The following is a 6475-nucleotide window of genomic DNA, read 5'->3' as shown; positions in this document are numbered from 1 at the left end:
ATAACAAAAAATCCACTCCGAAGAGTGGACCTTTCAAAAGATAAAAACTATTAATCAACACCATTTGACACAGAGCCTTTTGAATTAGCTATTCGGGTTGCATATTACTGAGCGCTGTTTGAGCCTGTGCGGCGTTTTGTACGAATAGGAGATTATAAGCATCGCTTAAATTCAACTGTCCAACCCAACCATCACTGCCATTACTATCAACTGATGGGTGTTCAATTTTTATTTGGTCACCAGTCACGGTATACTGCGAATATGATGCGGCTTGTCCGCCTGATACATGACCCTGAGTGGCGGAATCCGCAGCATAGTATGTTGCACCATTCTGAAATTCACTTAACACTTGGCTTACCTTGTTCGCATCTGGATTTGCTTGCCCACAATGATAGATAACATATGCGATAAGCGCCAATTGTGGAGGAGTGAGCTGTTGTGCACTACTTGTCTGAGTCTGAGAGCTGTCGGATGTGTCGTCGGATGAGGATGTTTGAGATGCCTCGTCGTTTGTAGCTGATGGAGTATTCATCGCGATAAGCTTCTTGTCGGTGAGATTTTTGGACGTAACGCCGCCATCCTTGTATGCCAGATAGCTATAGGCCAGTTTGAAATCAGAGTTGAGATAGCAAAATGCGCCTGCATCAACAAAATTCTGACCGTTGAAATCTGAGAACAATCCGACGACGTTCTGTGTTTTGTTGGGCTTCACAGTCAGAATCTTTTCCTTATCAGAGGTTGTAGGGTCTACGTTTTGCCCAATCGCAAGCCACACGATTTTAGACTCGTCCAGCTTTATCGTTTTGTTCGATTTATTCGTGACTTGCATATCCACTGAATATGGCGAGGGAACGGTGTATACCTGTCCAGATTCGGCTTTGGTCGTGTCAGAGATGCCCTGAAACGCGAATGTGACCTTATCTCTATCGGCCTTGGTTAATTGGTGATAGTAGACGGTCTGTGATGTAATTTTGACTGTTTCCTTTTTCTTCTCACGTGATGACGCCACAGCGGAACTCTTTGATACCCGAGCTTGTTGTAGCTTTTCTGCATTACTCGTGCGATGTGCTCCACAGCCGACCAACACCACTGCAAGAAAACAAATAATAGATAACTTCTTAAACATTATGACCCTCCAGAATAAATAATTTACAATTCACTTTGTTAGTTGATGTACGACTTTCTTTAATCTTTAATACGGCCAATCTCTACAAGTCTGACCTTAAAGTTTCTCGAATTCTCACCGCCGCTATGCCCCGTGCCTGAAAGAGTTTTCCTAAATATCCCAGAAACTTTGTTCACAGTAATAGAAATATTTGGCATTATGGGGTTTTCTTGAGCTGTTGGAAACGCAAGTCCATTTGGCCATGTAAGAGTAGAGCCATTATTTTCGGTATCCCAGAAGAGTAGATTAGATTTAGAAGCTTCCGACACATCGGATGATATTGTTTTTTCGTTATTCAGTTTCTTAATTTCATTCTTAGATTCACTTAGGTAATGTAATGAGCCGAAATCATCTTTTTTGTCTCCGAAAGCTATGTATCCAGTGGTCACGTATTTATTGTTCACAGGTCGCATTAGCATTTGATAGGCAAATATCTTTCCCTCTACAGCATTTGCCACATCTGTACTGCTAGTCTTATACCATATTAAACCGATTATTACGAACAATGGGATGATTGAATATGTTATATATTTTTTGCTATTTACAGCCCTCGTATAAATGCTTTTTGCTTTATCAATAAATGATTTCAGCCAACGTAATCGAGTCTTAAAACCGGTCGGCGCGCCGTTTTCATTAGGCTTGGCAGTCGATTCCGATATAGTAACTTCTTGTTTTTCCAATTTATCAGGAACAGACTGGAATTCTAGCTTGTGCCCACAATTAGGGCAGAATTTGGCATTATCAGGTACTTTTCCCCCACACTGAGGACAGAATGCCATCCCCGTTTCTTCACTCATCATAGTTCCTCCCGATTGACGTGTTTTTTCATCTCAGGGCTAATAGTACCACATATTTAATCTATATAGATGTCATACAATCAAACACGTCTTTATAGTCGTTCGAATGCCATTTAATAACCGTCATAATTGCTAGTAAAAGGCGGTATTGGTGATGTTACCAACAAATATTGGTATCCAAATTAGGCAAAAACGAATCAAACAGAAAATGACCTTAGATGAGTTGGCAGAGGCCGGCGACTGCTCTGTAGCTTTTATATCCCTTATTGAAAGACAGGCAACGGATTCAATCAGCCTCGCCAAGCTGTTGGATGTGCTCCAAGCTCTTGGTATGCACCCGTCTGATATATTTGGGATGCCTGCTTTAGGGGATGATGAAACGACGTTATGGGGTGTGTTGAGGTCTTTGCCAGATGGCGAACGCCATCGAAAGATTGTTGCTATCCTTGAACTGTTGAAGTGAGTGACGCTTGTCGCTGATCGCGACAAGCTAACGCAACACCGTTTCAGGTATCAATATTTCATGAAACAGATATTAACGTGTGTCAGAGAAAACGGCCACACAAACACAGGAGGTTGATAGCTGGCTGTAGCGCCGTTGAAGTATGCTGGCTTATGGCAAATAACAACGGGGTGAGGTAGTCCTAAGGATGGGTTGTTTGTACCGCCCTTTGCCTACGCTCCTACATGATTCCAACACTATTCCTACAGTTTCGAAACTCTGTATCCCTTGTGGCTGTAGTGCTTGACTAAAAAGTGTAGGAATTCCTACAAATTTCAGCCAACTTGCCAGCATGGGAATTGTTAATATATTATTCTCTTATATACTTATTTTTCTCTGACTTAAGAAAATATCTGTATATTCCTACAAGACGACTGTATTCCTTGTGGCTGTAAGGGCTAGAATGTAGGAGACTTGTAGGAATCATGTAGGAATAGTGTAGGAATTGTAGGAATCTGGGCAAGCAAAAAGGATACCCCTAAATGGGATACCCTTGCGCATTACGCTTTTGCTTCCACTGGCTGTTTCATCGGACACTCTAAACAATTGATACCGTTGCGACTGTTCTTGGTGAATGCAATCCAAGTTTTGAAGTCGGCGAAATTTGTGCCACTAACCGAACTCTTTTTCAACTCTGTGAATCCTAGTCCGGCACACATTGACTTGATGAACTCTGGCTTTGATTTACTATGCTGGAAGTTATTGTCCTTGATATACTCCAGATAGCTGTCATATGCCCACTGTGTAGGGACACGCGTGCTTGTCCAGTCGCTTGCAACCTCATCCACGAATAGGCTCACGGTGTCGTTGCCTTTTGCAAACTGTTCGATTGCGTCTCTGCTCTCGTTCGTTTCAGTGAATTGGCTATTCCCTTTGATTGCATATAACGCCAGATACAACACGAACTCTCTAAAGGCTTTTGAGGGGATGAACTCACTGCGAATACGTGCATCCGCCTTGTCGTTGTCGATGTGGGTATCAAACACGATAATATGCATCCGCCGGTTAGTCCCGCCGGTCTGATTTGCGATTTTTGGTAACGCGTTAGTTGCTTGAATCACACCGGCACATGACCGGTAGGAGTATGCGTCTTTGCCTTTGCCCTCAACCTTGATTGCACCACCCGTCGTGAGGCTGTTGTAATTTGCCGTGTCCTTGATATATACGCCAGCTTGCACGTCATCCCCGATAATAACCGACTTGCCCACAACCTGTTCCATTGAAAACTGGCCTGCCATTTGGTCTAACGTAAGCGTTGCAACGTTGGATTGACCTACAACACTCTGCACAATGTCTAAAAATGTGGACTTCCCATTTGACCCGTTCTCGCGAGTGTTATCTTGTTTACCCAACAGCCATGTCGCCTGATTGCGTGTTTTGTTTGGCTGACAAGCGTCTCCCAAAACTTCTAATAGCTGTCTTACTTTTTGGGGCTTACTGCCACAAATTGTACTCAACAATGATACAGGCGTAATGGTTTCGCCTGTACGTGTAGTGAACACGGGTATTACCTTTAGCGCCTGCTCATTGAACGCGGTAGCAATCTTACTTGTGAAGTGATAACGCGGGCTAAACTGTTGTAGCACAATCTTTTTGTGAGATAAGTCAATTATCCCGTTGGATGCGGCGATCATGTCGCCGCATTCTACCCCCTGAGTATCTTGTACACGCTTGGGGTCTAATAGTTTGCTATAGACTTCCTTATATCGGTTGCTGGTAGCATCGCGGTCAATAAGGCTGACGAGGCTGTTAAAATAAACCTGCGAGCTTGAATAAATGCCAGTGCTTGGTTTATAGATTTCAACTAATGGGAACGACTTGTTTGGTGTATCACTCCATTTCGCCCACATGGGGATGCACTCAATGAGAATATCCGCAATATCGGCGTTGCTAAGGGTAGCCTTGCCATTGCTGGATTTTTCCTTGTTTTCTTTTAGCCGTGCTTTGCCAGCTTGGACTAGTGCCAGCTCTACAGATTTCTGTGTGTATGTATCTTCCTCTGATGCTCTGAGATACACCGGAACAGCTGTCTGGTACAAGGTTCGGAAAGGTAGTTCATTAGGCGTGGGAGCACTGTGTAGATGCTCTGTGAGCTTACTTTCATTGCCTGCGGTCAAATCTGTATCCCCACGAGCAAACACTGTCATAGCGTCGTTTAGGGCTTCTTGGCTTATCTCTCCTGCTCTCATTGCGTTCAGTAGGAGCATGAGCTGTGTTGCAAAGCCTTGCTCTGTTTCTATCTTGTCGGGATGCTCATAAGTCCATTCTGCAAGTAATTCGTGAACATACTCATCCGGTAGCGTATTAGTGACTTTATGTGCTGTAGGTAGTTGATTATCTACTGATTTCGCTACCTGAGAACCACTTACCTGAATCGGGGTAGTGGTAGGATGATAATTTTCTACAATGCTGTCAACGTCCAACGGTTTGCCGTCTATGTGAATAGCCGTCTTGTCCGCGTTCTTGCTCGTGAGAGTAGGAGCTCCAAACGGCTGAGACCATGTGTTCATTGCGGGGTCGGATTTCATCCCCAACAAGTCACATATGTAGCTTGTCAATGGGGCTTTAGTGAACTTTGAGCCACCGTCTTGTTGCTGTAGTAGGTGAGATAGGTTGAGAACTAGGTGATAACGCGCTCCCTTGGGTTTGTCGTGCTCGTCCTTTTGACCATATGAGATAGATGGGTAGAGAATATATTGATACTCACACAACTTGTGGTTCACTGCGGCAAGAAAGCTCTGCTCGTCGGAGATGTGGTCAAAGTCGATAAATAGGAGACTTGCCGCCTTAAAGTTTTCATTATTGCGAGTAGTGGGCTCTAAAGTACCAGCTAACAAGTAACTGGCTTGGCTCGCCTTGTAAGCTTTCAAGTTTGTTGCGTTCACTGGCGTTGGGCCGTTAGTTAACTCAACGAATGTGTCAAAGTCTGACTGTTGTTCGCGATCGCGAACAATAGTCATTTGTTTTGTTTCATAGCCTTTGCTTACATATAGTGTCATGAGCTAGCCTCGAATTTCCCAAAGCTGTTCCATCGTGAAACCACATGCCGCCGCAATCTTGCCAGCTGTCTCAAGGGAGCATCCGTTAGCATGAATGTGCGAGACCGTGGACAAGCTGACGTCTGACTTTTTGGCAATACCCTCGTTACCTCCGCTGTGTAGCAAACATACAAGCCACATATTTTCCTTTGGATATGCCTTTTGGTGGAATAGGCTCATGAAATATCTTGCCTGCTGTCCAGTTACGTTGCTCATTGCTGTGGGGATGTCTTCATCCGGATGTGCCAGTTGTTCATCTATCATCATGTCTGGTACGTCATTCGCCATCTTGTCAGTTAGTGCTACCAATTCATCTATTGTCATTGTAAAACCTCCTATAGGTTCTCATGCTAGTTACGGGCGACACCTTGCCTTCACACGCTAAAAAGAAAAGGGCGGCTAGACCCTTGTCTTTTGGCACATATGCAAGCAAAGTTTTTCGCCAAAACTCTTGTTCACGTGCATCATTTGGTGTACAATGGCATTGTTAGATGATATTGTACATGTGATATGATGGTTGTTGATTTGTTTTGACTTATACTTCTATTATAGCACACTTTTGTTTAGTTTACACATTTGACTGTGCGAGTTTTTTCGTGCCCTTTTTGAGCCTGTCTGAGCCCACGTTTGAGCTGTTGCTAGGCTTATTTTTGTGCACAAAAATAGCCCCGTTTTCACGAGGCTGTGTAGGTGTTAGCTGTTATTTTATAGTTTAATATTTGAGCCCGTACATAGTGTCTCTAGGGCTTGAGACTAGTCAAGATTTCGAGTCCGTTGCATTACCACTCTGCCAACTCTCCATTAGCTAATGGTGCTTATCACAAGCACAGAAACTAGTATAGCAAAAAAACCGCGTCCTGCCTAGTGTTTTCTATCCATTTTCGGCTTTTTGACCCGACGAATTGTCAACTCAAGTGCAACTTTTTGCCTAGGTAAACCTCAGATGGTGTCTTCCAGCCTAAGACCTTGCGTG

General features: G+C 43.8%; 5 protein-coding genes. 1 reads left to right on the top strand and 4 read right to left on the bottom strand.

All coding sequences use genetic code 11. The annotated features are described in order from the left end of the window. Window positions 1-88 precede the first annotated feature (88 nt). Together EKM91_RS13440 and EKM91_RS13435 are read right to left on the bottom strand one after the other, a co-directional pair. Entirely contained in the window at window positions 89-1126 is a 1038-nt protein-coding gene (locus EKM91_RS13440; RefSeq protein WP_125754406.1) for a hypothetical protein, read from the bottom strand. A 59-nt stretch (window positions 1127-1185) separates the two neighbouring features. Beyond that, on the bottom strand, window positions 1186-1962 hold the full coding sequence (locus EKM91_RS13435; protein WP_125754405.1) for a zinc ribbon domain-containing protein: 777 nt from the start codon (window positions 1960-1962) through the stop codon (window positions 1186-1188). 154 nt (window positions 1963-2116) lie between these two features. Here EKM91_RS13435 and EKM91_RS13430 point away from each other — a divergent pair, with 154 nt between their 5' ends. Then, window positions 2117-2425, top strand: a complete 309-nt coding sequence (locus EKM91_RS13430) for a helix-turn-helix domain-containing protein (protein ID WP_125754404.1) — start codon at window positions 2117-2119, stop codon at window positions 2423-2425. A 539-nt stretch (window positions 2426-2964) separates the two neighbouring features. Here the strand turns inward: EKM91_RS13430 and EKM91_RS13425 are convergent. Both EKM91_RS13425 and EKM91_RS13420 read right to left on the bottom strand, forming a co-directional pair. Beyond that, on the bottom strand, window positions 2965-5463 hold the full coding sequence (locus EKM91_RS13425; RefSeq protein ID WP_125754403.1) for a phage/plasmid primase, P4 family: 2499 nt from the start codon (window positions 5461-5463) through the stop codon (window positions 2965-2967). 3 nt (window positions 5464-5466) lie between these two features. Continuing rightward, window positions 5467-5826, bottom strand: coding sequence for a helix-turn-helix domain-containing protein (locus EKM91_RS13420; protein WP_125754402.1), 360 nt, complete (start codon window positions 5824-5826; stop codon window positions 5467-5469). Window positions 5827-6475: the final 649 nt, after the last annotated feature.

Origin of the sequence: Lacticaseibacillus baoqingensis (genome assembly GCF_003946165.1) — a bacterium.
Classification (GTDB): domain Bacteria; phylum Bacillota; class Bacilli; order Lactobacillales; family Lactobacillaceae; genus Lacticaseibacillus; species Lacticaseibacillus baoqingensis.
Note: the sequence above shows the minus strand (reverse complement) of the source record. Positions and strands in the feature narration are given on the sequence as shown.

Coding starts and splice junctions, on each gene's coding strand:
- EKM91_RS13440 (WP_125754406.1), bottom strand. CDS start 1,126: ATGTTTAAGAAGTTATCTATTATTTGTTTTCTTGCAGTGGTGTTGGTC.
- EKM91_RS13435 (WP_125754405.1), bottom strand. CDS start 1,962: ATGAGTGAAGAAACGGGGATGGCATTCTGTCCTCAGTGTGGGGGAAAA.
- EKM91_RS13430 (WP_125754404.1), top strand. CDS start 2,117: ATGTTACCAACAAATATTGGTATCCAAATTAGGCAAAAACGAATCAAA.
- EKM91_RS13425 (WP_125754403.1), bottom strand. CDS start 5,463: ATGACACTATATGTAAGCAAAGGCTATGAAACAAAACAAATGACTATT.
- EKM91_RS13420 (WP_125754402.1), bottom strand. CDS start 5,826: ATGACAATAGATGAATTGGTAGCACTAACTGACAAGATGGCGAATGAC.